Below are 26,220 nucleotides of genomic sequence, written 5' to 3' on the forward strand. Positions count from 1 at the left end.
GCTACTGATCAGGAATGCGTACCCAAAGTTGACCGTCGAATCACACGCCGCGAGAATAGACGATCAAACGATCTCGGCCATCCCGCTTGGCTTGCAGCAGTGCGCTATCGGCACGGAGCAACAGTTGCTCAAGAGAAACCGGATGGCTCACTGTCGACATCGCGACTCCAACGGAGACCGTCAATCGTGATATGGAGACAGGACTGCCCGATACCGACAGCACTGGAACCGTCAGTTTCCTGACCTCGGCCTGCACCCTTCGAGCCAGCCTCATCGCGCCGTGCACGTCGGAGTCAGCGAGAAGCAGCAGGAACTCATCGCCGCCATGCCCACCGTAACGGCCGACAACATCTGCAGAGCGGACCCCGGCGGCGATCACCCCTGCCAAAGCCTTAAGCACAGTGTCGCCAGCCTGGTGGCCATGCTGATTGTTGATCAGACGAAAGCGGTCGACATCGATGACAAGGAGAGCCATCGGCCGCGCAGCCCGTGTGCGACACAACCGCAACGCCTGCTCATCCCAGGCCCACCGGTCCAGGAGGCCGGTCAACTTGTCCGTCGACCGGTACTCCAGCGGTTGCCTGCATGTGGGGCACATGGCCCGGTCGACGCGGTCCGTGACTTCGAAGAGCATTGTTTACCCCTTGCCCTACACCGTCATGTCCACCATCCGGGGGGAAGGTGTCCACATCAGTTGAAGGTGTGGCATAAGCCACATTAGGCTCAGGGAGGACTAACACTCAACCGTTATGGGCGACTACACACTATCGGGTGTCCACATCAGTAAAAGTGCTGGTGGAAGGGGAGGCATGGCCAAGCGTCCAATCGAGGCCGGCAGCTTCTCGCGGAAGCTGAACCACCTGTTCGCCACGATGAAGGGCGAGGACGGCCAGGAGTTCAGCAACGAGCAGGTCGCCGCCGGGTGCCGCCGGGCAGGCCACCAGATCTCCCAGAGTTACGTGTGGCTGCTGAGGCAGGGACAGAAGGACAACCCAGGGTTTCGGCACATCCAAGCCTTGGCGGACTTCTTCGGTGTACCCGCGGCGTACTTCTTCGATGAGGAAACGACCGACCGAGTCGATCAACAGCTGGAGGAGCTCCGCGCTGAGCGGGCCCGTCTGGCCGACCTCGCCAACAGCAGCGAGGCTCGGGTCATGGCGATGCGGGCAGAGGAGCTCTCACCCGAAGGACGCCGCCAGGTGATGGGGCTGCTTGACGTGGTTCACCGCCTGGAACAGGCGGCGCGCGCAGGCGAGGTGAAGGACTAGCCGAAGAGCACCCGGACCCAAGCGCATTCCGATTTTTCTCCGGGCGTTCACCGCGAGGAGGAGCGAGCATGGAGGAACGAGAACTCAGGCGTCGCTGCCGACGACTACTTCGCGAGCTTGATATCCAGCCACCACTCGACGTGGTCGAACTGTGCCGTCGAGTCGGTGAGCAACGCGGCAGGCCAATCCGTCTGGTGCCTCATCCCATCGAAGTCCCCGGGCCATTCGGGCTGTGGATCTTCACAGACAAGGTCGACTACATCCTCTACCAGCAGGAAACCAGCAAGCCTCACCAAGACCACATCATCCTGCACGAACTGGGACACATCCTCGCCGACCACCACAGCGACGAGCCGGACGACGACCTACTCCGCGACATCTACCCGGACCTGAAACCCGATGCGGTCCGTCGAGCCCTGCGACGCACGGGCTACGACGCCGAGCACGAACGCGAAGCCGAAACGGTCGCGACCATCATTCTCGAATGGGCCAGCGTGCTGGACTCCGTCGCCGTCCCAAGTCCAGGCGATCTTGGTGTCCGACGCATGGAACAGGCGTTGAGCGATCGCCGAGGTTGGCTGTGATTCACCTGACCCTGGTCGTCGGCCTCGTGTTGGGGTTCGGCTGGAAGCTGGTGCACTTGGTGCGGGCGCCGTACGACCGTGCCCTTCGTCTTGTCGTCGCTGCCCTTGGCCTGCTCGCGGCAGGAAACATCCTGGGCATTCCGCAGGTCAAAGCCGCATTGACCCCATACATCTCGGCAGGCGTGATCAAAGTCGGGCTGAACATCCTGGTCTTCGCGGGCTTGTACCTGCTGCTCCTGTTCTTCCTCATCGCCTCCGACGAGGAAAGATCTCGCCGCGTAGCCCGTCGAGAAGCGGTCGTGCTGGCGCTGGTGCTGGCCATCCTCACACTTGCCATGCTGGCAACACCGGCGGTAGATCGCGGGCACACGCTGACGACTCCGAAGATCACACAGTTGCCAATCGCAGCCTTCTACCTCGTGAGCGAGCTTTACACCGTCTATTTGCTGGCCATGACCGCAGCATGGGCGGTCCGCTACGCCAAAACCACTGGCCGATGGCTCTCCTGGGGCCTCCGGCTGATGACCGCCGGTCTGCTCGGCTTGGCTGCCACCAGCGTGGTACGAGTCGTCTATGTGGGGGTTCGCTACTCGGGAGGAACCTGGAACAAGACCGTCACCCACGCCAATTGGGGCGTGTCGACCTTGGCCGAACTGCTGATCGTGGCTGGGATGTCGCTTCCTGCGGCCGCCCAGATGGTCGCTGCGGCGCGGCTCTGGTTCCACCATCGAAACCTCTACCGTCAGCTCGGTCCGCTGTGGACGCTGTTGAACGACGCCTACCCGCAATACCGGTTGAACCGAGACATCCACCCCCGCTGGTGGGAGCAGCTTGGACTTTTCCGGATTCACCGGCTCTTCTACCGCCGATTCATCGAATGCAGGGATGGGCTGGTTCGGTTGAGCCCCCGTCTCAGACACACCGCCGAAGAACACGACCTCGACACCAGCCCGCCAGACGTGCTCGCCATCCACATACGGCGGGCGCTGCAACTTGTCCCGCCATCAGACCACGATGAGCGGCCCCAGCCTGCCGCTCGCGTCGCTGTTGCCTACAGCGGCGATCTCTCCACCGATGTCCGGCAACTCGTCGCTCTCTCCCAGGCGCTCGGCGCCCAAATGGACAACGGGAAATCCGGTTCATGAGTGTGCTGATTTCGGCTGGGCAGGTCATCCTTGGCCCCGCTCGAAACCGCATTCTCGATGGGGCAGTCCTAATTACGGACGACGTGATCACCGCCGCTGGACCGAGAGCTGAAGTGCACGCAGCGGCGCCAACCGACACCATTCATCTGGCCTACCCGCAAGGCACGTTGCTGCCAGGACTGATCAACAGCCATGTCCACCTCGCGCTCGACGCGGGGCGAGACCCGATGACCTCCATACACCACATCAGCCGGGAACAACTGCTCCTGTCCATCGCAGGCCGAGCCCAACAGCTACTGGACGCAGGCGTCACCACCGTCAGGGACCTCGGCGACAAGGACGGCCTCACCGTTCACGTCCGCGACGCCATCGCCCGAGGACACCTCGCCGGCCCACGCATCCTCACCGCGGGGGTCTCGCTCACGGTGCCCGACGGTCACTGGTCCTCGCTTGGAGCACACATCCGCACCAACACAGACATCGACGACCACATCGGTCGCAATGCCGAGTTGGGAGCTGACTGGATCAACGTAATGGCCTCCGGCGGTGCCACTACACCTCACGGCCCCAGAATGTGGGACGCACAGTTCACCCTCGATCAGCTCCAGCTCATCGTTGACCGGGCCCGCCGGCACGGATTGCGGGTCGCGGTCCACGCCCACGCAACCACCGCCATCGCCGACGCCGTTGAGGTCGGGGTCGACACCATCGAGCACTGCACCTTCCTCGGCCCCGAATACACCTTCCAGTTCGACGAACAGCTCGCCCAACAACTCGCCGTGAAAGGCATCCCGGTCTGCCCGGCACTGAGCAGAAGCTGGCGCCGCCTCGCTGTCCAACACGGCGAGGATAAAGCCCGTGTGCTGCGCAGCCGCGTTCGCCGGCTACACGAACTCGGGGTCACCATCATCGCGGGAACCGACTCGGGTCAACGCAACGCGATCTTCACCGACATGGTCGGCGCCCTGGAAATGTACGCCGACGTCGGCCTTACCAACGAAGACATCATCGACACCGCCACCATCAACGCCGCCAAAGCACTCGGCCTCGCAGACACGACGGGCAGACTCACCACTGGCTACCACGCCGACCTCCTGGTCCTCGATGGCAACCCGCTCGACAACATCCACGCACTTGCCCAAGTACAGATCGTCTTTCTCCGAGGCAAGCCACACCAACCCAATTTGACGTTCCGCGCAGGGGTAGATAGCTGGTGGGTCTAATGAGCCGACGCTCAGGGAGTTGCGGACTGCGTTCGCCGTCGTGAAGCCGATCCAGCCGCTCGGGTAATCACTCCAAACGCGCACTGGGTGGGCCTCCGAATCGGAGGCCCACCCAAACGTTACAGCATATTCAACACGGCGCGATGGCTTTTCTCGTCAATACTCCAGGTACTCCCGCGCCCAGCTCCATTCGTCACCGGACTCCAGGAGAAAGTTTATCGCATTGACTACGCACTCGTTCAGCGTTGGTGCGTCCATGCGGAAGAATCGCTCGCCAAATGGATCTCCGGAGATCAGCAAACTCCAGTGATCGGCTTCGCGCACGCCGTCGTATTTGAGGAGAACGATCGCGCCGGTGCTTCCGATTCGATTCATGAACCCTTCGAGGTCCACAGTGGATTCCTTTCTAGTAGCCGCGTAGCGCACGAGCGATCTCGTCGACGGTTTGCAGTTTACCCTTGGCCGCTTCGTGGATGACGTGCTCGAGCCTGTTGTACGTAGGTGTGGTGATCTTGTTGCGGAGCATGAGCAGCTCGACAACGGCGTGTGCGGTCCGATGGTTGCCGTCCCTGAACATGTGGCCGCCCCCTGCGATGTCCCGGATCACGACGGCCATCTTCTCCCAGAACCCCTCGTATCGGGCCATGTTCGCGAGCATGTTTTCGGGAGAGCCGTTGTAGAGAAGGTGGTGAGGATCGATTTTCTTGTTTATCGCTATCACTTCTTGCGGGGCTATGCCGACTTTGAGTCCTCCGAGGCCGCACAGCCCGTTGGTGTTATGCGTGAGTACTGGTGTCGTTCCCGCTAGTACGTAGAAGGTGTGTATGTCGCTGACGGTCAGGTTGTAGACGGTTTGGTTCGCCCTATAGTGACGCAGGGATGTGACGATCGCCTGTTCGCCGCTGAGAGAATACAGGCGGTCGCCGACATGGAGCTCCTTGGCTTCCACCCATTCTTGGGCGTTGGCCGACCAGAACGGGTGTCTGCCGGTTGCGCGGATGGTCCCCGTGTCTTGTCCTGCGCTGACCTTGATGTCGACGAGCTCCTTGGAGCCTTGGCCGACGATGACTCGGGTGACCGGCTTGGCCTGGGTGTTTCCGGTGGCGGGATCGGTTGCGGTGACTTGGTCGCCTACCTTGATGTCTTTGATCGGCTTGGTGGTCCCGTCAGCCATTTGCACGGACATTTCTGGAGTAAAGCTGTTGCAGCCCGCCCAAGCGGCTGTGCGTGCGTCTTGCGCGATCAGCTGTGCCAGCCTCGCCCGAGCGGCGGCCGACTCGATTGTGGCGGCTTCGAGTTGGGCCGTGATTCTGGCGGCGGTCAATGCTGCGGTGGTGCTGGCAGCGCCTGCCGCCAGCCAGGGGGTAATTGCCGCTCCCTCGGGGGTGGCGGCGAGAGCGAACGCCCCGCAGGGTTCCAGAACCGCGCAGAGCAGACCGGCGACGAAGGCTACCAGCGTGTTGAGTGCGACCTGGCTTTGTTGGCGGGCATATTCCCAGTCGATGAATGACAAGCCGAGGGGGTCGAATTCGGGGCTGAGTACTCCGGCGAGACAGTTTCGGTGGAGCAGACTGCCCCTTTGGCCTGCGTAGAGGCTGTGACAGAGCTTGCCGCGTTCGTAGGCCGTGGTGACTTGTTGCTCATAGGTGGCGGTGACCAGGTTGACGCAGTCTTCTCGTTTGCCAGCGTCGTTCTTGTACTTCGCCGCGCATTCGTTGGCCCATCTGACTTTTTGGTCTGCGGCCTCTTGTTCGGCCTTAACTTTGGCGATGTTCAGTGCCTCGTCGCGAGCCTGCGCGGCGGCGGCTGCGTCCTTGTGCGCTGCCATCGCCGAGTCATATGCGCGCCGCGCGGAGGCGTACGCGTCGCGGGCAAAGCCCGCAGCCTGTGAGGCCGATGCCCAAGCCCAGTTGGCGGAGCGTTGGGCTTGGCGGGCGGATTCGTTGGCGGAGTCCGCCGCTTGCCGGGCGGTGTTGGCTGAGGCCGCGGCACGTTGGGCCTGTTGTTCGGCTTGTGTGGCTGAGTTTCGGGCCTGCTTGGCGTAGTCGATGGCCTGGTTGGCGGAGTCCTGGGCTTGTTTAGCGTATCCAGCGGCTTCGGCGGCGGCCCCGCGGGCGGTCGCGGCGGCCGCTTGCGCTTCGGCGGCGTCCTTGGCCGCGGTGGATGCCGAAGTCGCGGCTTGCGAGACGTAGGCGGCGACTTGAGCGTTGTGAGCGGCCGCGTCCTGATCTCGCTGCGCGGTGACGTGCTGGCCGGTTTCGACGAACTGGCGGATCACTGCGGGCGAGCCTTTGAGTACCGCCTGGGCCATGGCTTTGAGCTCGGGCCCGCTGCCGGGATTGGCGATGATCTGGTTGACCTTGATGCGGTCGTCGCGTTCGGCGGCGATGTACTGGCGCTGGTCAAGGAACTCCCGATAGGCGGCACCGGTCTTGGTGTCGAGGGCTTTCTGGGCGGCGTCGACCACGGTCGTGTTGCCGGCTTCCCGCGCGGCTGCCATGGCCTGGTTCACGCGGATGCGGTCGTCAGTGTCCCTGCGTGGGTAGTCGCGGGTTTCGAGAAACTTGCGCACATCGGCGTCGGAGCCCGCCAGCGCGGCCTCGGCGGCCTTGCGCATGTTCTCTGTTCCGGCGTCGGCGAGGTTGCGGAGGATGACTCGATCATCCTGTCCTGCAGCGATGTCCAGGCCTTTGCGAACGAAGTCGGCGACCTCGGCGTCGGAGCCGGACAAGGCGTCGCGAGCTGCGATCTTGGTCCACGGGCCCCCGGTTTGAGCAAGCCTCACCGCGATCTGCCTGCCCTTGGCGGCGACGACCGCGAGATCGGTGTCGGGCGTGGTCGCCTCCGCAAGCAGCCGCTTGGTGTCCTCATCTCGCTTGGCCGCTTGAGATGCGTCCCATGCCACCGACGCCTGCTGCTTCTTGGATGACTCCAATGCTTGCTCGGCAGCTTCGCCGGCCTGTTCGGCGCGCAGCGCGAGTTGCTCTTCGTCGGCCTTACGGGCGGCGTCGTAAACCATGCGAGCCTGTGTGGCGGCGTCGTTTGCGGTCTTCGCCGCCTCGCTGGCGGCGTTGGCGTGGGCAGTGGCTTTCCTTGCGGCGTCGGCGGCATTCCCGGCGTGCTCGGCGGCCTCGTCTGCCGCGATGGCGGCGGCGAGGGCGTCCTGAGCTGCCCGGTTGGCGGCTGCGCGGGACTGGTAGGCCGCCTCGGCAGCCTGATTGGCGAAGGTCTGCGCGGCGTTGGCGGCGCGATTGGCCCGCGCCGCTTCCGCTCTGGCCTTGGCAGCGGCGGAGCGGGCGGTAGCGGCGTCGGCGCCGGCCTGCTGAGCGTAATCACCGGCATTGGCGGCAGCAGTGGCTGCCTGGGCGGCTTGGTTGCCAGCATCCCGCGCGGCACCTGCGGCCGCACTGGCGTTTTTTGCCGCGTCTCCTGCAATCCCAGCGGCGTCCGCCGCGAGTCGGGCACCTTCGGCAACGTCACGGGCCGCTTGGGCGGCTTGGCGGGCGGATGCGGCGGCCTTGGCGTCGGTTGCCGCGGCGGCTGCCGCACGGTAGGCGTTCGCGGCGGCCTGTCCTGCCTTGGACGCAGCGGAGGCAGCCCGCGAGGCGGCGCTCGCGGCGATCTTGGCGGCACGGCTGGCCGCATTCGCGGCGCCGATCGCCTCCTGTGCGGCCCGCGCGGCGCGGATGGCGGCGTCAGCGGCGCGGTTTGCCGCGGCGGCCGCCTCGGAAGCGTTGTTCTTGGCGCTTTCTGTCGCCTTGGCCGCGATTTCGGCCGCCTCGCGGGCAAGAGCCGCTTCCCTGACGGCAAGGTCAGCGGCTTCCTTGGAGGCTTGAGTTTCCCGTGCTGCCTGCTCGCCTGCCTGCTTGGCGATCCCGGCCAGCTCGGCGACGGTGGCGGTTTCCTGATCACGTGCCTGGGCCGCGGCCTGGTCGTGGTCGAGGAACTGGTCGTAGGCCTCTTGGGTGCCCGCGTCGAGTGCCCGCTGAGCGAATTTGCGAACCTCGGGGCCACCGGCTGCCATGATCTGGTTCACCCGGATCCGGAGATCCCTCTCCGTGGGGACGCGCCATCCTGAACGAAGGAACTCCTCGTATGCGTCAACGGTTCCCGCGTCGAGAGCTTTCTGTGCGGCCTTGCGGAGTTCATCGCCACCGCCGGCCATCATCTGGTTGATGCGGATGCGCTGATCACGTTCCCATGGGGTACGCCAGCCCGTATCCAAGAACTGGCGCAGCGCGCCCTCGTCGGTGGAGTCCAAGGCCTTCTGCGCCGCGTCCTTGATGGCCACCCCACCGTTAGCCATCATCTGGTTGACGCTGATCCGATCATCCCGCGGAGCGGCCTTCAGTTGGCCGGACTCCAGAAACGCGACAACATCGGCATCGGAACCAAGCAGCGCCTTCTCCGCAGCGGCGTGGACCACGGGACCGCCGGACAACCACAGCGCCACAACCCCGGCACGGTCTGGACCGGGGCTTACGGAAGGCGTGCCGGAATCGTCGGCAGCTCCGGTGATAGGTACGCCAACTAGGCCTGTGACGAGGCTGACGACGAGTACCACGATCACCGCCATGCGCCTTCGGGCGGCGTCGATTAACGTTTTGTCCACGCGGTGGACACCTCATTTCCCCTTTATGTGTGCAGATCCCCGTAACTTCAACCACGGCCGTCGAATACGTGTGATCCGGGAACGCGCACGCCCATCGAGCCATCGGATTTGTACATCGCGAATACCGCAAGGACAAACACTGAAAGCCGAGTAGACTCCGATTGGAGTAAACGATCCCGCCGAACAACCCCCACCTGTGCCAATTCTCACCCGAGACCAATTTCTTGTAACACTACAACGTTACTCATTCGTTATGACGCGAGCTCGTCTTTCTTGTAGGCCAAAGCTAGGGTCGGCTGGCTTCATTCGGGGGCCACCTATGCGGATTGCACGCATTTGGGTGGATGCTGACGGAAAGAGGGGATTGTGAAGCGACTTTTTTGGCCTGTCATCGCTGGCGTTGTGCTGGTGTCTGCCGCCGGGTTTGGCGTCATGGCCCAGGCTGGGCCTGCGGCTGACGAGCAGCCAGCCGCCATCGAGAATTACGCCTACCCAGGTGCCGAAAAGATCTTCGCCGACCACGGGGTGCGGCTGATCTCCGGCGACGGGCACCTGCTGTTCACCGACTGTGCGACACCTCCGACTGGGTCGATCGGGGTAATCGAGGTGCAGACATCCGAATCCATCGGCCCCGACCAGAAGGGAATTATCTGCTTCAAGGTTCTGGGTGCGAGCGGTTATTTGAGCCTGAAGGTGCCCGGGGTGTTCGAAATCCGTGGTGACGGACAACGTCCGGGAACCGGGCACAAGTTGCGGGCCGAGCTCACTACCGACAAGGGCGAGCGCAGCAGCGTGGATGTCGACCCAAGTGGTTCGACACAGGTTGGTGTGGGGGCGAAGCCGGGCAATCCGCCGACCACGTTGCTCGAACTGCGCGCTTCGTCCTGACCCGCAACCTCGCAGAGGAGAACACCAGTCGTGGCAACACCACGTCGCACCAGAGCCAGGCTCACCTTCCCCTTGGCCGCGATGGCCATCGCCGTCGCGTTCACCGCCGTACCCGCCGAGGCCGTCAGTAACGGCGTCCCCGCCACCGCGGACGTCTACCGGTTCATCGCCAAGATCGATGTCGGGCCGCGTAGCTGTACCGGCGCGCTGATCGACCCGGAGTGGGTGCTGACCGCCAACTCCTGCTTCCCCGAGAACAATGGCCAAGGCGGCGCGCCCAAGGCGCCCGCCACGGCCAAGATCGGACGGACGAACCTCACCGGCAGCGGCGGGCACACGGTGAAGATCGTTAACCTGGTCAGCAGGCCCGACCGCAACATCGCCCTGGCTAGGCTTGCCTCCCCGGTCACAGGCATCCCGACGCCGACCATCAGCACCAAGGCGCCGAGCGCGGGCGAGATCCTCAAGGCCGCCGGTTGGGGCCGTACCCACAACGAATGGGTACCCGACCAGCTGCACTCGGCGTCCTTCACCGTGGAGTCGGTCGCCGACACGACCTTCTCCATCCTCGGGGCAAGCTCCGAGGCCGCGATCTGCAAGGGCGACACCGGTGGCCCCGCATTCCGCGAAACCAACGGCGCCATCGAACTGGTCGCCGTGACGAGCACGTCCTGGCAACACAGCTGTCTCGCCGAGACCGAAACCCGCAAGGGCGCCACGGAGACCAGGGCCGACAACCTCGGTGACTGGCTCGAACCACAAATGACCGCTCTGACCGCGACCCCAGCGACGCAGCATGCGATCAACCTCAACTGGGTGTCCATCGCCTCGAAGCGCTACACGGCCTTCCGCGTCTACGGTTCGACCGCTCCTGACGTTCCCATCGGGGCATCCACTCTGCTCAACACCACGACGAGTCCCAGCTTCATCCATGCCGGTCTGCCCGCCCGGCAGAAGTGGCATTACCGCGTCGTGCCGGTCAACGCGTCCGGACAGGCAGGACCGGCATCGACCACTGCATCGGCAACCGTCAAGGCGCCCAATGTCTCCGACTTCAACGCCGACGGTCGGGAGGACATCGCCTCCTCCTACGACTACAGCGACGGACGGACCGCCCTGTTCACCTTCGACGGAACAACCGACGGCATCGGCAAGCCCAGCGTCAAATGGGACAGTGGCCCCAAGCAATGGGACGCCGCCCGAACCAGGTTCCTCGCCGGGGACTTCAACGGCGATGGCCGCGGCGATGTCGCCGCGTTCTACAGCTACCCGAACGCCCAGACCAAACTGTGGATCTGGTATGCATCGCCCGAGGGGTTCACCACCCCGGTCGTGAAGTGGGACAGCGGCGTCGGAGGCTGGGACACCAACCGGAGCCAGTTCGTCACCGGTGACTTCAACGGCGATGGCCGCGCCGACATCACCGGCATCTACCAGTACCCCGACGCACAGACCAAAGCCTGGCTGTTCGCCGGCACGAGTGATGGGTTCACCCCACCCGCCTTGAGATGGGACAGCGGCACCCAGCAATGGGACGCTACTCGTAGCAAGTTTGTCGCCGGTGACTTCAACGGCGACGGTCGGGCGGACCTCAGCGCCTTCTACCAATACCCCAACGAACAAACCAAAGCCTGGCTGTTCACATTCACCAGCACCCCAGAGGGCTTCACCAGCCCCACCGCGAAGTGGGACAGCGGAACCGGAGGATGGGACTTCTACCGGAGTGCTTTCCTCGCAGGGGACTTCAACGGCGACGGCCGCACCGACATCACCGGAATCTACCAATACCCGGACAACCGCACCGGAATATGGGTCTTCATCGGCACCGCTGATGGCATCAGCGCACCCACACAGAAGTGGGACAGCGGTAACCACCAATGGGACATGGCCCGGAGCAAGTTCGCCGCCGGAGACTTCAACGGCGACGGCCGCGCAGACCTCAGCGCCTTCTACCAATACCCCAACGAACAAACCAAGATTTGGATGTTCAACGGCACCACGGGTGGATTCACCACACCCACCATCAAATGGGACAGTGGCATCGGTAATTGGGACTTCACCCGAGCAACTCCAGCACGAGCCTCCAACTAGTTCCTCGCTAAGACAACTCGGTGGAGTCTGGCCGCTCGGACCTGGTCCTATGTGGTCAGGCTCCATTCCGTGGCGATAGTGTTGCCGGTATGCGTTTCCCAGCTTTGTGGGCGCCTCAGCGAACCGCCTTCTGTCATCGGCACCGCCACCCTCAACGCCGCCGAAGCACTCGGCCTCGCCGACACCACCGGCAGACTCAATAGTGGCCACCACGCCGACTTCCTGGTGGTTGACGGCAACCGCTCGGCAACATCCGCCCTTGCCCGGGTACTGATCGTCTTCCTCCAAGGCATGCCACACCAACCAATGTGACGCTTCGCCCACCAGCCTGCAGCTGGTGGATCTAGTTCGGAGGCTGCATGAAATTTTCGCTGGCATGACCGGCCGAACCAAGTTCCTCACTAAGGATTTCCGAGCGCATCGGCCAGTTCTATCGGACATTCGCAACCTCAAACGCTGGGACGGCCGAAACCCGGAAATCACGGCTCCGGAGTCGGCACCCAGGTTCGGGAAGCAAAGTCGACAGTGAAGTAGCCGCCCCGCAGCTCACCGCCGACGATGTTGCCGTAGTCGCGGCCGTCCGGTCCCCAGGCAACGGTCTCGAAGGGCGGACCCGTCGGCGTCCCATCTCGACGCACGGTCACCGTCTCCCGGGTGTCGCCGTAGCGGACGTCGAAGAGCAGTTCCCAAGTGCACCAGCACGTACTGGTGCCCGCCGTCAGTTCGAAGCCCTTCGGCTCGCCGTTGTCGAGGTAGAGCGTGCGGCGGTCGAAGTAGGCTCCCTCCAACTCGCCTGTCTCGCCGTCGATGAGCTGCGGTCTGCTTCTCGGGTCGTCCAGGTCGGCGAACAGCCGCTCCACCGGCTCGCCGCCCTGCGGCGGCCCGAACAGCAGCGTGCCGGTAGGCGGGGACTTGCGGGACAGCACCCGAATCCGCATGTCGGACACCGTAATCCGCTCCCGACGGTGTCCGGTGATCGTCACCAACCACCGGGAGTCCTCGCGGCAGACCTGGTCGCCGGATTTCGTCAGCGGGCACAGGCTGGAGACCCGGATGCCACCTACTTTGCGCATGCGCTCCTCGGCCCGCGCCTGGTGCAGCAGCACGTCTTCGTCCTCCGGGCCACCGGTGAGGAGAAAGTCAAGCACCTCGTCCGCGTAGCGGAGCTGCTCCCGGTCGAGAGCCTCCTCGAACACCCAGGTCCAGCCATCGTCATTGGACAGCCGCCGAACCTCGGCGACTAGTGGCGGTTTCTTCGCAAGTTGGGTGTCCTGGGCCTGGTTCGCGCCGCTCTGAGCGGCCGCTCCCTGCGTTCCTGAGCTCTTCAGAGTGGTGTGGTTGCCATACCAAACCCCGAGGAATACCAGCAGGAGCGGTACGACGACCGCCGCGAGCCATGCGAACCAGCGCCGATGTTCCGGCTTCTCCGGCGCGGCCTGGAAGTCCGGCCGGCCAGCCACCCTGATCGTTCGGTTTCGTCTCACGCGCGCTCCACAACGGGCATCCGCCAACGGGAAGACACCTAATAATCCCATTCCCGCGAGTGAGAGTCCGTCAAAACAGCGGAAAGTGGCAACTTCCTGCAATACCGGGTACTTCCGACCCCCAGAAGCGGCACCCCTGGAAGGAGCTGTCGCACAGTCGGCGCCTGCCGTGACGTGCTCCCCAACGCTCGGCAGGCAGCACCGCACCATTCGTTCCCCGGCGCGGACGTCGGAGAGCTGGTCAAGCGAGACGAAGACTGAAATAGGGCTTTGATCTCATTTATCGCCTCATTCTCCTGAAGGGTGCGTGGATAAGCTGTTGAGCAGGTCTCCCGCGTGCGCGCAATCTCCTTTCCTGGAGGCGTGTACTGCGTCGGGTGCTGCGCGCCTGCGGTCGACCTGCTTGTCGGAGGTATATCCACGCACCCTTCGACGAGAAAGCAGTCGTGTGATGAAAATTCAGATCAAGACGTTTGAGCCTGCTGGAATTCCGGCGGAGCCTTTGGTATTTACTGCGCCTTACGGTGTGCTTGTTGATGCGTTGGTCGCGACATCGATCCCGTTGAACTGTCAGCCCGTTCCGCCTGTCCTTGGCGGGGTTTTGCTTGAGGGCCGCGGTGATCATGTTGTCCTCAGCACCACGGATTACCTGACGTCGATGAGTGTTCGTATCCCGGATGTTGCGTGCGGGATCGGTGGTCGTGTTCTGGTGGAGCATCGGGAGTTCCGCAAGCTGGTCGAGGCTGCGGTGAAGGGCGTCAGAAAGGCCGATGTGGCGCGGATGCCGGTCGCAGTGGACGCGTCCAATCCGAATGCTCCGGTATTGGCCATCGCCGGGTACACGGTCCCGCTGACTGCCCTTCCGATCGAGGACTACCCGAACCTCCCGTCCACGCCGCCGGCTGTGGCAGTCACGGGTCGGGAGCGTTTCACGATGGCGTTGAAGCAGGTGGTTCCGGCTGTCGGCCGGGATGACATTGTCCCTCAGTTGTGTGGGGTGAACCTGGACATTCTCGACACCGGAGTCGGCCTTGCTGCATCTGACCGGCGGCGTGCTGCGGTCGCGCCGGTGCCCGCGGTGTCCTGTGTGCCGGCCTTGGTGAAGGGGGTAGTGCTGGATCGGCTTGTGCTGTCCCGTCTCGTCAAGTGTTGGTCTTGTTCGGAGTTGGAGATCGGGTGGGAGCCGCCGTTGAAATACGGACCGCCGCAGATGTCCTTGTCAACGGAACCCCACACCCATCCCAAACGGAGCCGTTCCCGGGCGCTGGACCCCAGCAGGTGATCATCGGAGGCTCAAGCGTCACAAACGTCTCGTCGGTCTGGACCGGGCAGTTGGAAGTCCTCAAGCCCACGCCGATGAAGTCGAACATCGCAAAGGTCGCCGTCAGCTGCAAGTAGCCGACCGCTCACTGCAGCAGCGCTCTCCGGCCACCGACGTGCCCGGACTGCGCCAACTCGTCGCGGCCTCACCCAGACTCGCCGCCCCAGCCTGGCGCGAGCAGGTGAGCGGGCTGCGCACCACCCCGCCATTCCTGGTGTCCCGCTACTGGCTGGACACCCAGAGCACCGCGACCTCTTCGCCGCCACCGTGGGTTTCGACACGCTCGTCAACGTCAGCGTCCTCGACCACTACGAGCGCGAAACCCGCGCCTGGGCCGCCCGCACCACCGGCTCGGTGGTCGAGGCACAGGGCTACGCCCTGCCCGAGGACACCACCGATGCCGCCGCCCAGCACCCGCTACGCGCGGACCTCCACCGCGACATCATCAGGGTTGAGCAGCGTTTCGTGCTTGGTCCAGCGGCCGAACACCGCGTATCCCGTGTACCGGGGATTCTCCAAGCACATCGCGGTACACGCCTGCCTGATGGTTGGGCTCGTCGAAGGCGAACGCACGGGCGGCGGACGGATCGGGCAGGTCGAGGATGTGCACACTGCCGGTAGGTGTCTCGCCATCGCGAGCGAGGGTCGGACCGCGCGCGATCATGCACGCCGCGAACCGGTCATATAGGACCAGTGTTTCTCCAGCAACGCTTGCCGTAGCGCAAGGGAGTCGGACCGATCCCGGTGATAGCAAAAGAACTCCATGCCCACAGTCTCCGCCGCCGCATCCGATACGTGATCAGGTGCTCGGGCCGGCCCTGCCGCTCATCGGCATGTGGGTGTGCTGCTCTCGTGGTGGAGCTAGGTGCCGGAGGCCATGTAGGCAGCGAGGATGTAGTTGGCGTGGCGGTCGAGGTTGTTGCGTGCTCGGTCGTAGCGCATGGTGGTGCGGGTCGGCGTGGCGGGCGGCGATCTGGACGTCGCGGAGGTCGACTCCGGCGTCGAGCATGGCGGTGACGAAGGTGTGCCACAGCATGTGGGGATGCATCCTGGGCAGCCGGACGATCGAGTTTGAGCCGGGACGAACCGATGAACACCAAGCCATCCCGCCTGCCTGCCGTAGCTAGCCGGTTGCGGGAACTCGCACGGGCGGTTCTGAGGGGGCGGGGCCCGGCAATGGGCTCCCGCTACCCGACCAGCGCTTAGGAGCCAGCATCTCGGCCCGATCCTGTAAACCGGTTTCCACCAGATGTGCGACCACGACCGGCAGCGGCATCCGGTAGTCCGGTGCCGCACAGCAGCACAGGGCGGTGTCGATGAGCGCGTCGAAGGTGCCGGGCGGGAGGTAGACAGGGACCAGGTCCAGTCGGTCGCTGGGGTGATCACTGTGAGGTTGCTGGGTCATCGTCCCACCGCTCCTCCACGACGAGGCTCGTCGTGGTCACGGCGTCCGCCTTCACCGATCAGGTGGTCCTGTTCATTGAAAGGTCCTCCAGCGCCAAATAGGTGTTCAGTCAGACCACGGTTCTTTCGCCCGACCAACATCCTGCTGCCGATTCGCCAACTGGTCGTCAGCAGTCAGGGCACTCTTGTTCGTACCGAGCGCATTACCGCGTCGTCGGGAACGATCAATTGTCAATGGGGGCCATTGTGGAAACGGTTTTCGACAGCGCTGAGTTGCCCGCCGGTGACCGTGTCGAGGCGTGGGCGGAGATCACGTCCCAGGCATTGGTGACCACGAAGTTTGAAAACCTGGAGCCGACCACCTTCACTGCTCGCCTGCGCTCCATGCAGTTGGGGGCCGCCCAGCTCACCGTGATTTCACACGCGTCGTTGGTGTCTCGCCGGACGCCCAAGCTGATCCGGCAGTCGGATCCCGAGCAATACCAGATCTCCCTCATACGCCGCGGGCGCCACTGCCTCGAACAGGCCAGGACCAGGGCTCACATCGAGCCCGGCCGGCTGGTCTTCTACGACAGCTCACGCCCCTTCGACGCCACCGTAGACACCGGTCAGACCAACGCGGAATCGATGCTGCTGCAATTCCCGAGACAGTTGCTGCCGCTGCCGGAAGCCAAGATCACCCGACTGCTGGCGGTGCCACTCCCCACGACGACGGGCGTCGGCCGTCTTTTCGCCCAGTTCCTGACCACCCTGGCCGGTGAGCACGGGAGCTGCACTCCGCGTGACACGACTCGGCTGGACAACATCGTCCTCGAGTTAGCCACCGCCGTGCTGGCCCAACATCTCGATGACGACACGGCCATCCCGCCGCGGTCACCACAGCGCATCCTGTTCCTGCGCATCACATCCTTTATCAATCGACACCTAGGAAACACGGAGCTGGGACCGGTCATGATCGCAGCGACCCACCACATATCGCTGCGGTACCTGCACCGGATATTCCAGCGCCACAACACATCCGTCGGCGCCTACATCAAACGCCGGCGCCTGGACCTGTGCCGACGCGATCTGGCAGATCCCGGCCTGCACCACCTCACCATCCACGCGATCGCGAGCCGGTGGGGATTCCCCGACCCAGCCCGGTTCAGCCGCACCTTCCGCACTGAAGTGGGCATGCCACCCAGCCAATACCGCACCACCACACAACCGCCCGATGACCAGGCGCAACGTTGAGTCACCGACGATGTTGCCGGGTGAGCGGATCAGGGTGGCCACCGACCGACGAGGAGAAGACCAACCGCATACGAGGAAGCCAGCCCCGATCACCTGCAACGCGTAAAGCCTGGTGAACGCCCGGTCGAACCCTTCATAGCGTGGCTGGACTGGGTAGTGGAAGCGGCGGCGCGCGCCGCTTGTGGGACGGGTGCCGGTGCCTCGGATCGAGGACCGGCTCTCGGCTTGCGGCCGGAAAGAGCCGTGCGCGGAGAGCCAACACCAGCGCAGCTCAGGCCAACGAAGTCCCGGCGAGACTCAATATGCTGAACTTGTCGCGGATCCCGGTTCGCGAAATGAGCCACGATGACCTCGAATTCAAGCGACATCGAGTGGGGGAACAAAGTCAAGAACCTGTCACGCAATTTTCAAGGAAACTGGCGAGATGCCATGATGGCCGTCCGTGCGCAGGAAACATCGACGCGCGGCGGTTCGGGGAAATTGAATAAATACACGAGGGGAGAAAATGATACCGATGAAGAGGACCATCGCAGTGGCGGTCACGGTTGTGGCGTCACTCGCGCCATTGGCCGCAGTGGCAAAGCCGTCCGTGGACAGCGCAGCCGCGACGCCCGCGACTGTGAAGACGGTGGTCTCGCCTGCCGACAGCGCGTTCCGGACACAGGCCGCGCCCATGGCCTCCGGCGGCACGCTCGTCGTCGACCAACCCGCCTTATCGCCTGACGTCGCCGCGTGCTCGTGGGGGGCTAACCCGCCCCACCTTGGCACTCGTACGGTCGCCGCCACTGTCTGGTCATCCGGTTGCCCGGGAGCGAGGCAGTTCCACGGCATCCTCCAGCGCAAGAGGGCATTGGGCTGGGACGACCTGGATGAGAGGTCGTGGAATGGCAGCAACGCATTCTCCCTTTCCAAGGGATGCACCGCCGGCACGACCTTCACCTACCGCAGCTACGTGACCAACGGCGCAGGCACCCAAAAATACAGCCCCCAACGCCGATTCACGTGCCGCTGAGCGTGTACCCATTGCCGCCACGACAAGCCGGCCGGACTGCTTTCCGGCCAAGTACGGCCTGGAAACAGTGGAATGCTTTAGCGTCAGGGAATAGTTAATCGCGCGCTGCGGGAACGATCCTGTAATGCCGAGTATCCGTACGGCCGCACTGGAATCGGGATTTTTGCCTGCCAGGCCGTGCTGAGGCTTCCGGTGAACCGGACGACCGGTGGACCGAGGTACAGACCAACCTCCGTCAGGGCAATGAAAAGGACAGCCTAGGACGCGTCAATCGGCAAAGCCGGTCCCCGTTCATACCGCGGTCCCGGTTTCGCATGACCATCACGGGCGCGGCTCAAGCGCCCGCCGAACAACAACCTGAAGGAGAATTCTTTGTCCACCATCACAAGAACCCTTTGCGCGCTGGCGGCCGGGATCATCATGATCCTGGCCGCCCCGGCGGCGCAGGCGGACAAGCCCACAGCCGAAGGCATCCCACAAGCGGGTCAGTCCGCCTGCACCATCATCATCTACGGCAAGCCCATCGATCGGTACTGCGGCACCAGCGGCGACCAACACGATTGGGGCAACGGCAACATCGAGTACTTCATCATCGGCTGGGATCTCCAGATCTGGCACATCTGGAGGGGCGCAGACGCCTGGGAAACCCTCGGCGGGCAGGCACTGGCCGACCCTGACAACGGAGTCGCCGTGCTCACCAGCCCGAGATTCGGTCTCATCACCATCGGAGCCGACCGCGAAGGCTGGTGCATCTACCGCGGCAACGGCGACTGGGCAGGCGGCTGGCAACGCTGCTGACCGCCAACCCGTAAGCGCACGCGGTCCCGGCTGGTCATCCCCGCCCAGCCCGGACCGCGAACAGACCGCGCAACGAGCCACCGCCCTTGGCCTCCGATGGGTGGATCGCGCAGAAGAAGGCCGAGGCGGGTGCCGTCGAGTTCGGTGATATAGGTGGCACCCGCGTGGCACTGCTGCGCGCGGTGACGGATGTGGGCTTCGCCGACCTGACGAGAACGTGAGGGCGGCGGGGTGCGCAGGTCGGCTGGGAGGCCCGGTTGGCTGCGCAGATGCAGATTTCCTCGACTTCGCCTTGGGCGAGTCGCACCTGTACGCCTTCCTGATGACCAACCGGCGGCCACACGCCAGGCAGTTCCCGGGTGACTTCCTCGACGGCGGATCGCCCACGTTCACGCCCGCGGTCGAGGCCATCGAGCAGGGCATGCGCGAGGGCGGCCTGCGCCCGGACGGGCGCTGACGCTCACCGCACACACCCAAGGCCTGGTCCAGCTCTACCTCGGCGGCCGGATCAGTCTGTCCGAACAGGACTTCCGCGCATTGTGCGAACGAACCGGACGGAGAATCCTCGATGGACTCAAAGCCTGAGCGGGTGAGGGTGCGCCGGGCCGTCGCCCGCGGGGTGGCCGGGTTGTTGGTGCTGTTCGTCGCGGGCACCTTCGGTGTCTCGTGGTGGGCGGCGAGCCGCCAGATCACACCGGACCACGGGCGGCACACCGAGACCGTGCTCATGATGCGGGACACCGCAGCCGGGAAGAACGTGGTGATCACCGCCAACACCGAAACCGCCCGGGCACGCGGGACCTATTGGCTGTCCTGGGACGGCGCGGCCGCGAGAATGGGCGACATCGTGGCCGGCTCACCGGACTCGGTCGAGCGGCCGCTGCTCGACGGCGCGCTTCCCACGGTCGGGACGGCCGTGTCCGTGGCCTCGGCCATGCCCTCGGACCCGAAGACCGCGCTCGGCCTGGACTACTCGGAGGTCATGGTGCCCACCGAGTTGGGCCCGGCCCCGGCCTGGCACATTCCCGCCGCCGGGCAGGCGAGCCCGACGTGGGTGATCGCCGTGCACGGCCAGCACGGCCGCCGCAAGGCGGTCATGCCGGTCGCGCCGGTCTTCCACCGGCTCGGGCTTGCGGTGCTCGCGATCACCTACCGCAACGACGAGGGCGCTCCGTCCTCTCCGGACGGACTGCTGCACCTCGGCGGTTCCGAGTGGCGGGACGTCGAGGCCGCTGTCCGCTACGCACAGGGCCGCGGCGCCGGGAAGGTGGTGCTCTACGGCGCCTCGAACGGCGGCCAGATCGCGGGCCAGTTCCTCGCACGCTCGCCGCTGGCGAGCGCCGTGGCCGCGCTGCTGCTGGACTCCCCCACCACCAGCATGCGCAGGGTCTCCGAGTACGTGGGCGGCGAGCGCAACGGGGCACCCTGGTTCGTGGTCCGACTCACCGACAAGATCATGCAGTGGCGCACCGGCGTGGACTTCGACCGGCTCGACCTGATCAACCACCCACCTGCCGCCGCACCACCGACGCTCCTCATCCAGGGCGACACCGACACCCAGGTACCGGTGCAGATGAACCGGGACTTCTTCTCCACAACCAAGGCCAGGGGCCGGCCGATACTGTACGAAGAGTTCCCCGGCGCGGAGCACGTGCGGTCGTGGAACTCCGACCCGCCCCGCTACGAGAAAGCGGTCGCGGATTTCCTCACCCGCACCGGACTCGGCCCCCACTGACACAACGGACCGTCTTGCCGAAACCGCACGCGACTCAACTCTGCATGTCAATTCGTCTCAACGGCACGGGCGCGATGCAGCGCAAGATCGGAGCGGAAGCGCCCCTTGCCGCAGGCGGCACCTGGAAACCTGACAGCCACAACACCATCAAAACCGAGACTCCTCACCGACCAACAATCCGCGGACCACGTCTCGTGACAGCCGAACGAGCCACCAACAGCACGCTCCGCGATGTCATCGCGGAGTCGTCATTGGAGCTGGATCAGGCGCGGGAGGAAATCACCGAGCTCGGCTCAGTCACCCGACCGCCCTCCGGCCCGCTCCCACAGACGCCCCGACCGCATGACCACTTGCGCCAGTCGGCTCATCACCGTCGACCGACGCCCGGCAGGAATCGGCCGACCTGTGGGGTCTATCCCATGATCGGTCGACGAGGGACAGTTTGCTGTGGGCGTTGGTGCCCGGTATGCGGGTGAAGTCGCTCCAGCGGATGCCGTCGTCGTAGACGCTGTAGTGCAGGTATCGTCGGTCCTTAGAGCTTTTGACCGCGCAGTACAGCCAGCCCTTGTGGTCGGCCAGCGCCGCGCCGTACGAGGTGATGAAGGAGTTCACCCGGGACTGGCGTCCAGCTGGGGCCCTTGATGTGCTTGCGGTAGTGCATGACCGGCACGAAGGGGCGCTGCAGTCGGGCAGGGCGACCGCAAGTAGCGGCGGTGGAAGCCTCCCGAATCCCATCTCTGCACTTCACCGGGCTGGTTCCGGCAGGAGCGACATGCGCCAGGTCGTGCATGCAATGTTCATGGGGTCCGCTCAGCCACAATCCCGGGCCACCTTGAACGGCACCTCGCCCAACCACTCCGTAGGTACGCTCGGGTCCAGCCGGATCGCCTCCAGCGGCAAGAGTTGCCGGACCAGCAACTCCTTGAAGTACCGGTTCCCGCTGACCACCTCCAGCGTGCAACTCGCCCCGTAGCCGCCGGATCACCAGCGCAGCACCAGGTGAAGTGTGCCGGGGGCGGTGTGTCCGGCGCCGAAGCCGCAGGAGCGGACGCCGAGTTTCAGCGAGGACGCCCAGCGCACGCCGTTCGGCGGGAACGCCTCGTCCAGCAGGACGGTAACCGGGTCCGGCTCGGGCGGGGTCCAAGGAAGCCGCCCATCCGGTGACGGAGCTATCGCTTCGGCCCGGTCCTGCAAACCAGGTTCAACCAGAGGGCAAACACCACCTCCAGCCGCATCTGGTGGCCGAAGGCCGCGGAGCAGCGCAGGGCGGTGTCGAGGAGGGCGTCGAAGGTACTGGGCTGGAGGTAGATGGGGACCAGTTCGGGCCGGTCGGCGTGCGGGGGCTGCGTCATCCTCCAGTCTTACGGCTTTGCCACCGGGACAAGCCAGTCGCCCCTTTGCATGGTCTGAAAACTGCGCGGGCCGACCCCCGGCGTTGGGGGTCGAACCCCCTATGGGGAGGGCTGCGGAACCATAGAGTTCTGGAAACCAGGGCCTCCGAAAACCGTCACCCGGGCTCGCGACTACCTCGGCGACCGTCGAAGTGTCACTGCGCGGTTCGCGCTCCCCCGGAACGCCGGGATCGCCGTTTGCATTGGTCACGCCAGGAGGGCCGCCGATGTCGGGGTTGGTTGGGCGGTGACACATGTCAGTTTGACCCCTGCTCGGTCCCCCCTCCTCGAGAACATATATGCATTATTGGCGAGACCCCCAATTAACGTCAGAGTGTCACGCTCGCCGCGGTCGACCGGGAACTACGGGCGTTCGTCATCGACCGGTATTCCGACGAACAGCACGCCGCCGCGATCGACGCGGCACGCGCGCAGGTTGCCGACCGTCTCGCGGAGGTTCAGGCCGAGATCCGCGAGTGCGAGAAGATCGAGAAAGCCCTATCGGCAAAGCTCGGACAGCGACGGATCACCCTGGACGCCTACGAAGCAGCCGTCGAACCGCTCACTGCCGATCTGGCGCGTCTGCGGGCGGAAGAAGAGTCATTGACGATCGGATCACCCACCGGACCGACACAGGCACTGACCGAGCAGGAAGCCGCCGACCGGTGGGATAAAGCGACCAACGCCGAGAAGCGCGGCATGCTGCAACAGGCTTTGAGCCGTGACCGGATCTATCTATGACCTGCCAGTGCCACCACGCGCCACCGGTTCGACATCGACCGGCTACGGCCGGAGACTCCCGAACAGCGAGCGAAGAGGCTGGGCAAGGCAACCACGCCTTAGAGCCCCCGTGCCGAGGAGGAAAGGGCATCAGCAGCTATGGGAACCGACCGGGAACACGCTGCGCCAATGGGTGTGCACGATGATCTCGGCGACCGACCGTGCACACCCGTTGTGCGGTGTTCCCGCTAGTTCAGGTCGAGGTAGCTGATTACATCTAGCTTTCCGAAGCCGAGCTCGGGGTATTCCCCGGCACCGCGATTCGCACCCCAGAAGAGTCTGCCGTCAGAGCTGATCCCGCTCATGACTGTCGTATCCAGGGACTTCATGCTGGCAGCGGTGAATTCGCTGGAATGCCCGCTGAAGAGCATGCGATTCTCGTCAAGATTGGTGGCGGCGAGTTCCCCGCCGAAGTGGGGCTTGGACCAGATGCACATGTTGTTCGTCGAGCCCAGCCGGCAGTCATCGGTGGCGGCGGGTTGATACTGGACAACCTTGCCTCCCTCACCCGGCGAGGCTTCACGAGTCGGTGTGATGCCGACGTTCTTCACCTTGTAGCCCGCAGCGGCCTGCCATGGGCCACAGTCGTTCTTGGTGCCTTGCTCGTCGACGCAGGTGGTCTTGGTGGCCGCCTCCAGGTCCATCCCCTCGGTCGCACTACCGAGTGCGGAGGGGTTCCAGAACTGCTGGACGAAACTGTCCCCTCCGAAGTCGGGTCGAATCGTGCCAGCATCCGGGTATGTCATCAGGAGACGCATTCCCCCAGTGTCGGTCACCAGGAGCAGGACTGAATTTTTTGCCATTTTGAGGCTGGAAACGTGGAAGTTGGTGTCGAACGCACGACCAACCGTACGGCTGCTCACCTTGAGCATTTTTCCGGTGAAGTTCGGTCCGGACCACACGCACAAGGCTTCGCTGTTGTCGATGTCGCACTGTTCCCGGGCCGGGTCCGTGGCCTGCGCGCTGGTTCCCGCGAGCGTGAGCGCGATGATCGCGATAGCAGCAGAGAAGATACTCTTCCGCATAAAATGTCTCCTATCAAATTAGGCGGCAGGGATTCGCCACCTGAGACACAGGCAACACTACCAACACTCGTTTCAGGAGTATATATTCGGAAGACAACGCGAAATAAACTTTTAGCGTCTTTAAAAATTTTAGCGTCTTTAGTAAACTGAATGAAATGGGTTCTATCAGGCTGCATTATCCCAGTCGAACAAGTGCACTCCCCGCACTCACGGGGATGAGCCGGAATTCACGCTCACCGGGTCCAACGGCTTGGCGTGCTCCCGCACTCGCGGGGATGAGCCGGTTCAAGAGGCACGCTCACGCTGCTGCCTGCTGTGCTCCCCACACTCGCGGGGATGAGCCCACGCTGGACAAGCTGGGCCAGGCGGGCGCCGAGTGCTTCTCGCGCCCGCAGGGATGGTCCTTGTTCGGCTTCCACCGTCCGCAGCCGTAGGCGGGCCGAACGAACCCCGAACAGCCGAAGCCAGGCGGGAGTGCACGAACGAGTGGAATGCGGACGCGGGCTCTGGTCCAGCCGCTACGCCTGCTGTTCGCTGGCTTTACCGCGATAGCGGGGTTCGGCCGACTCAGGAGTGACAGATGAAGCTACACATGTGGTCGCTGTGCGCCGTCTCTGTGCTGGCCATGCTGGCCTCCACTACGACGGCGGCACAGGCCATTCCCGCTGCGCCGCCGAACTGCTCCCTCGGCCACCTCTGTGCATACGACTGGAAGAACTACGAAGGAGCCGTTCAGACCTTCGGAACGCGTGAGTTCAAGGTATTGGACCCTCCGGCGTACTCCTTCTACAACAACAGCGATGCATGGGCGTGGATCTACCCGCAGTGGGATTGTGTTGGCGAGCCGGATGGGCCCATCGCACCACATTCCGGCCTGGCGAATACCTACATCAATTGTGCATGGGCGCCGGAGGACTGAAGGCGGGTATGCCGCACCTGGGCGTTTGTCCACCACGCGACCAGCGCGGCCCGACGCGCGGGGGAATCGACGGCTGCCAGCAGACTGGGGATCAGCGTCGGCAGAAGTACACCCTGTGCTCCATAGTCGGCCCGGGGCCGAAGCACACGGGTGAGGCGGTCTACATCGGCGACGAGTTCCTCCCAGGGCCTGGGCGGAGCGTCGGGCCTTTCGCCGACCGTCCAACCTTCGAGCACACCGACAGCGGAGCCATCAGCGCGTGCGCAGCTGAATCGGCGAGGCCAAACCGAACTTGCCCCGATCGTGTACCCAGGACACATTCTCATGAGACGGCTATCCGACAACCCGATCACGACAACGGCGGCTACCAGGGCCGGCTGGAGCGGACATCGCACCTACGCGGGCCAATCGATCCTGCCAGAATGAGATCCTCGGGTCCGTCGCAGCAGCGCTGAGGATCGTCGCCGTCATCCGGGGCCGGTGCGCGGAGCCATCAGCCCGCGCGCCGGCTCCGCCCCTCTCGTCTGCGGTGGCTTCGCTGGTAATGGCGTCAGGGCAGGTCGTCGAGCAGATTCAGGTCGGGTGGCACCAGGGTGGTGGACAGCACCAGTTCGCGGATCAGGTTGTCGTTCAGGGTGTTGCCCACTGGTTCGCCGACCTCCTCGCGGAGCAGGCCGTGCACGCCTGCGGCCGATAGGCGGGCCCGGACGTCGCTGACCATGTGCTCGACTCGTTTGACACCCCAGTTCGCCTCGGGCTGGAGTTCGGCGAGCATCAGGGCGGCCTGCTGGCGGGAGATCGGTTGTGGGTTGGCGTCGTGCAGCAGGTAGCGCTGTCCCAGCACGACCAGCACCAACCGCTCATCCGGCGTCAGCCGCCACCGCCTGGGCTGCTGGGTGACCGCGTCGCAAGAGGTGGTCGGTCCGCGGCCGTCCTCGTCGGCGACGTAGAGCTCGAGCAGGTGCTCGCGGTCCCGGGAGCCGCGGATGAACAGCGGCGTGTACCCGGTGGGCAGCGGCATCGGCTCCTCGTCGCGGAACAGCCACTGCGTTTTGGGCAACCGGATCGGCAACCTGCCGAGGTTCATGATCCACCAGTGGTCCTGCCGCCGGACCAGCACGCCGTGCGTCCGGCTGACCCTCGGGTCCGTCTCGCCGACGCAGAGGTCGACCTCAGGCCGGTTGCGGCCGAACCGGATCTCGCGTCCCTCAACCGGACCGGCGGTGATCCTCCCGGCGAGGCTGAGCGCGGTGACCGTGCCCGCGGCGGTGGGCGGCACACCCCGAGCGAGGCTTTCGCGGTCCATG

25 protein-coding genes and 1 pseudogene are annotated in these 26,220 nt (G+C 64.5%); 16 read left to right on the top strand and 10 right to left on the bottom strand.

Features of this window, described 5'->3' with window-relative positions:
• Positions 1-40: 40 nt before the first annotated feature.
• Positions 41-634 (bottom strand): GGDEF domain-containing protein, encoded by a 594-nt coding sequence (locus ACU6XJ_RS25310; protein ID WP_476316680.1) that lies wholly within the window; start codon positions 632-634, stop codon positions 41-43.
• Between the two features lie 175 nt (positions 635-809).
• Between ACU6XJ_RS25310 and ACU6XJ_RS25315 the strand changes: the two genes are divergently transcribed.
• From ACU6XJ_RS25315 to ACU6XJ_RS25330, 4 genes are all read left to right on the top strand, one after another.
• The gene (locus ACU6XJ_RS25315; RefSeq protein WP_476316683.1) at positions 810-1,268 is read left to right on the top strand and encodes an XRE family transcriptional regulator; all 459 of its coding nucleotides are present in this window, start codon (positions 810-812) and stop codon (positions 1,266-1,268) included.
• A gap of 68 nt (positions 1,269-1,336) precedes the next feature.
• Positions 1,337-1,852, top strand: coding sequence for a hypothetical protein (locus tag ACU6XJ_RS25320; protein ID WP_476316686.1), 516 nt, complete (start codon positions 1,337-1,339; stop codon positions 1,850-1,852).
• Positions 1,849-2,997, top strand: a complete 1,149-nt coding sequence (locus tag ACU6XJ_RS25325; RefSeq protein WP_476316689.1) for an MAB_1171c family putative transporter — start codon at positions 1,849-1,851, stop codon at positions 2,995-2,997. The genes ACU6XJ_RS25320 and ACU6XJ_RS25325 overlap by 4 nt, the downstream gene beginning before the upstream one ends.
• Positions 2,994-4,220, top strand: coding sequence for an amidohydrolase family protein (locus ACU6XJ_RS25330; RefSeq protein ID WP_476316692.1), 1,227 nt, complete (start codon positions 2,994-2,996; stop codon positions 4,218-4,220). Before ACU6XJ_RS25325 ends, ACU6XJ_RS25330 begins: the two co-directional genes overlap by 4 nt.
• Positions 4,221-4,376: 156 nt before the next feature.
• On the opposite strand, the gene ACU6XJ_RS25335 is transcribed toward ACU6XJ_RS25330, so the two are convergent.
• Complete coding sequence (locus ACU6XJ_RS25335; protein ID WP_476316695.1) at positions 4,377-4,613, bottom strand: hypothetical protein; 237 nt, start codon at positions 4,611-4,613, stop codon at positions 4,377-4,379.
• Between the two features lie 13 nt (positions 4,614-4,626).
• Entirely contained in the window at positions 4,627-8,832 is a 4,206-nt protein-coding gene (locus ACU6XJ_RS25340) for a polymorphic toxin-type HINT domain-containing protein (RefSeq protein ID WP_476316698.1), read from the bottom strand.
• A 366-nt stretch (positions 8,833-9,198) separates the two neighbouring features.
• On the opposite strand from ACU6XJ_RS25340, the gene ACU6XJ_RS25345 reads away from it, so the two are divergent.
• The 3 genes from ACU6XJ_RS25345 (at position 9,199) to ACU6XJ_RS25355 (ending at position 12,123) form a co-directional block, all read left to right on the top strand.
• Positions 9,199-9,720 carry a hypothetical protein gene (locus ACU6XJ_RS25345; RefSeq protein WP_476316701.1) on the top strand — a complete coding sequence of 174 codons (522 nt, stop codon included), beginning with the start codon at positions 9,199-9,201 and terminating at the stop codon, positions 9,718-9,720.
• A 30-nt stretch (positions 9,721-9,750) separates the two neighbouring features.
• Positions 9,751-11,811: an FG-GAP-like repeat-containing protein gene (locus tag ACU6XJ_RS25350; RefSeq protein ID WP_476316704.1), complete on the top strand. Its 2,061-nt coding sequence runs from the start codon at positions 9,751-9,753 to the stop codon at positions 11,809-11,811.
• Positions 11,812-11,880: 69 nt separating this feature from the next.
• Positions 11,881-12,123 (top strand): amidohydrolase family protein, encoded by a 243-nt coding sequence (locus ACU6XJ_RS25355; RefSeq protein ID WP_476316707.1) that lies wholly within the window; start codon positions 11,881-11,883, stop codon positions 12,121-12,123.
• Positions 12,124-12,290: 167 nt separating this feature from the next.
• Here the strand turns inward: ACU6XJ_RS25355 and ACU6XJ_RS25360 are convergent, their stop codons facing one another.
• Positions 12,291-13,295 (bottom strand): hypothetical protein, encoded by a 1,005-nt coding sequence (locus ACU6XJ_RS25360; protein ID WP_476316710.1) that lies wholly within the window; start codon positions 13,293-13,295, stop codon positions 12,291-12,293.
• A gap of 451 nt (positions 13,296-13,746) precedes the next feature.
• Here ACU6XJ_RS25360 and ACU6XJ_RS25365 point away from each other — a divergent pair, with 451 nt between their 5' ends.
• Entirely contained in the window at positions 13,747-14,577 is an 831-nt protein-coding gene (locus tag ACU6XJ_RS25365) for a hypothetical protein (RefSeq protein ID WP_476316713.1), read from the top strand.
• Between the two features lie 261 nt (positions 14,578-14,838).
• Here the strand turns inward: ACU6XJ_RS25365 and ACU6XJ_RS25370 are convergent, their stop codons facing one another.
• Together ACU6XJ_RS25370 and ACU6XJ_RS25375 are read right to left on the bottom strand one after the other, a co-directional pair.
• Entirely contained in the window at positions 14,839-15,030 is a 192-nt protein-coding gene (locus tag ACU6XJ_RS25370) for a hypothetical protein (RefSeq protein ID WP_476316716.1), read from the bottom strand.
• 166 nt (positions 15,031-15,196) lie between these two features.
• A pseudogene (locus ACU6XJ_RS25375) lies at positions 15,197-15,280 on the bottom strand (YciI family protein); the annotation flags it as partial.
• 986 nt (positions 15,281-16,266) lie between these two features.
• Between ACU6XJ_RS25375 and ACU6XJ_RS25380 the strand changes: the two are divergent.
• The 6 genes from ACU6XJ_RS25380 (at position 16,267) to ACU6XJ_RS25405 (ending at position 20,798) form a co-directional block, all read left to right on the top strand.
• Entirely contained in the window at positions 16,267-17,253 is a 987-nt protein-coding gene (locus ACU6XJ_RS25380) for an AraC-like ligand-binding domain-containing protein (RefSeq protein WP_476316719.1), read from the top strand.
• A gap of 514 nt (positions 17,254-17,767) precedes the next feature.
• Positions 17,768-18,265 (top strand): hypothetical protein, encoded by a 498-nt coding sequence (locus ACU6XJ_RS25385; RefSeq protein ID WP_476316722.1) that lies wholly within the window; start codon positions 17,768-17,770, stop codon positions 18,263-18,265.
• A gap of 372 nt (positions 18,266-18,637) precedes the next feature.
• Positions 18,638-19,063 (top strand): hypothetical protein, encoded by a 426-nt coding sequence (locus ACU6XJ_RS25390; RefSeq protein WP_476316725.1) that lies wholly within the window; start codon positions 18,638-18,640, stop codon positions 19,061-19,063.
• An 86-nt stretch (positions 19,064-19,149) separates the two neighbouring features.
• Entirely contained in the window at positions 19,150-19,284 is a 135-nt protein-coding gene (locus tag ACU6XJ_RS25395; RefSeq protein WP_476316728.1) for a hypothetical protein, read from the top strand.
• A gap of 71 nt (positions 19,285-19,355) precedes the next feature.
• Positions 19,356-19,520 carry a hypothetical protein gene (locus ACU6XJ_RS25400; protein ID WP_476316731.1) on the top strand — a complete coding sequence of 55 codons (165 nt, stop codon included), beginning with the start codon at positions 19,356-19,358 and terminating at the stop codon, positions 19,518-19,520.
• A gap of 111 nt (positions 19,521-19,631) precedes the next feature.
• Positions 19,632-20,798: an alpha/beta hydrolase family protein gene (locus ACU6XJ_RS25405; RefSeq protein WP_476316734.1), complete on the top strand. Its 1,167-nt coding sequence runs from the start codon at positions 19,632-19,634 to the stop codon at positions 20,796-20,798.
• Between the two features lie 981 nt (positions 20,799-21,779).
• On the opposite strand, the gene ACU6XJ_RS25410 is transcribed toward ACU6XJ_RS25405, so the two are convergent.
• A complete protein-coding gene (locus ACU6XJ_RS25410; protein WP_476316737.1) occupies positions 21,780-21,992 on the bottom strand; it encodes a hypothetical protein in 213 nt (70 codons plus the stop codon).
• Positions 21,968-22,150 (bottom strand): hypothetical protein, encoded by a 183-nt coding sequence (locus ACU6XJ_RS25415; RefSeq protein WP_476316740.1) that lies wholly within the window; start codon positions 22,148-22,150, stop codon positions 21,968-21,970. The genes ACU6XJ_RS25410 and ACU6XJ_RS25415 overlap by 25 nt, the downstream gene beginning before the upstream one ends.
• A gap of 642 nt (positions 22,151-22,792) precedes the next feature.
• On the opposite strand from ACU6XJ_RS25415, the gene ACU6XJ_RS25420 reads away from it, so the two are divergent.
• Positions 22,793-22,930, top strand: coding sequence for a hypothetical protein (locus ACU6XJ_RS25420; protein WP_476316743.1), 138 nt, complete (start codon positions 22,793-22,795; stop codon positions 22,928-22,930).
• Positions 22,931-23,157: 227 nt separating this feature from the next.
• Here the strand turns inward: ACU6XJ_RS25420 and ACU6XJ_RS25425 are convergent, their stop codons facing one another.
• On the bottom strand, positions 23,158-23,994 hold the full coding sequence (locus ACU6XJ_RS25425; protein WP_476316746.1) for a hypothetical protein: 837 nt from the start codon (positions 23,992-23,994) through the stop codon (positions 23,158-23,160).
• 580 nt (positions 23,995-24,574) lie between these two features.
• On the opposite strand from ACU6XJ_RS25425, the gene ACU6XJ_RS25430 reads away from it, so the two are divergent.
• Complete coding sequence (locus ACU6XJ_RS25430) at positions 24,575-24,913, top strand: peptidase inhibitor family I36 protein (RefSeq protein WP_476316749.1); 339 nt, start codon at positions 24,575-24,577, stop codon at positions 24,911-24,913.
• Between the two features lie 550 nt (positions 24,914-25,463).
• Here ACU6XJ_RS25430 and ACU6XJ_RS25435 read toward each other — a convergent pair.
• Positions 25,464-26,219, bottom strand: a complete 756-nt coding sequence (locus tag ACU6XJ_RS25435; RefSeq protein ID WP_476316751.1) for an FHA domain-containing protein — start codon at positions 26,217-26,219, stop codon at positions 25,464-25,466.
• Between the last annotated feature and the right edge of the window lies 1 nt (position 26,220).

It is taken from the genome of Actinorectispora metalli (genome assembly GCF_056323685.1).

Coding starts and splice junctions, on each gene's coding strand:
- ACU6XJ_RS25330 (WP_476316692.1), top strand. CDS start 2,994: ATGAGTGTGCTGATTTCGGCTGGGCAGGTCATCCTTGGCCCCGCTCGA.
- ACU6XJ_RS25415 (WP_476316740.1), bottom strand. CDS start 22,150: ATGACGCAGCCCCCGCACGCCGACCGGCCCGAACTGGTCCCCATCTAC.
- ACU6XJ_RS25405 (WP_476316734.1), top strand. CDS start 19,632: ATGGACTCAAAGCCTGAGCGGGTGAGGGTGCGCCGGGCCGTCGCCCGC.
- ACU6XJ_RS25430 (WP_476316749.1), top strand. CDS start 24,575: ATGAAGCTACACATGTGGTCGCTGTGCGCCGTCTCTGTGCTGGCCATG.
- ACU6XJ_RS25320 (WP_476316686.1), top strand. CDS start 1,337: ATGGAGGAACGAGAACTCAGGCGTCGCTGCCGACGACTACTTCGCGAG.
- ACU6XJ_RS25435 (WP_476316751.1), bottom strand. CDS start 26,219: ATGGACCGCGAAAGCCTCGCTCGGGGTGTGCCGCCCACCGCCGCGGGC.
- ACU6XJ_RS25310 (WP_476316680.1), bottom strand. CDS start 634: ATGCTCTTCGAAGTCACGGACCGCGTCGACCGGGCCATGTGCCCCACA.
- ACU6XJ_RS25365 (WP_476316713.1), top strand. CDS start 13,747: ATGAAAATTCAGATCAAGACGTTTGAGCCTGCTGGAATTCCGGCGGAG.
- ACU6XJ_RS25315 (WP_476316683.1), top strand. CDS start 810: ATGGCCAAGCGTCCAATCGAGGCCGGCAGCTTCTCGCGGAAGCTGAAC.
- ACU6XJ_RS25425 (WP_476316746.1), bottom strand. CDS start 23,994: ATGCGGAAGAGTATCTTCTCTGCTGCTATCGCGATCATCGCGCTCACG.
- ACU6XJ_RS25385 (WP_476316722.1), top strand. CDS start 17,768: ATGAAGAGGACCATCGCAGTGGCGGTCACGGTTGTGGCGTCACTCGCG.